The 571-nt window shown below is 34.5% G+C and carries 1 protein-coding gene; it reads right to left on the bottom strand.

From position 1 onward, the window contains the following. The coding region (locus tag IDG60_RS00390; RefSeq protein ID WP_206160349.1) for a sugar O-acetyltransferase at positions 1 to 501 on the bottom strand (501 nt) is incomplete at its 3' end. Positions 502 to 571 lie beyond the last annotated feature (70 nt).

Genomic DNA, 571 nt, shown 5'->3' on the forward strand with positions numbered 1-571 from the left:
AATATCTTTAGTGACAACACTACCAGCACCAATCACACTGCCTTCTCCAATCGTCACCCCTGGTAACACGGCTACATGACCGCCAAACCAAGTATTACTGCCAATATGAATGGGTCCGGCTTTTTCAAAACCTTCATTTCTATGATGGAAATTAAGTGGATGTGTCGCTGTGTAGAATCCACAATTAGGTCCTATAAAAACATTATCGCCAATTGTAATCTGTCCACCATCCATAAAGTAACAATTGGTGTTTACATAGACATTTTTTCCTAGTTTAACGTTCCAACCATAATCTGTATCAAAAGGAATCGAAATACTTACATTGTCTGTTGTTGTTTGAAATAATTGATCAATTAATTCCTTTCTTTTATTTGTAGCACTCGGTCTTGTATGATTTAATTCAAAGCAAATATCTTTCGCTCGTGCACGTTCATTGATTAAGTATTGATCAAAGTTTGCATCGTACCATTTTTCTGCTAACATTTTTTCTTTTTCAGTCATTACACCTTTCAACTCCTAATAACTTATTTACTTGTTTAAAAGTTAATCAAATAAACATTCGCCTATGCAA

It is taken from the genome of Staphylococcus sp. EG-SA-2 (assembly GCF_017152085.1).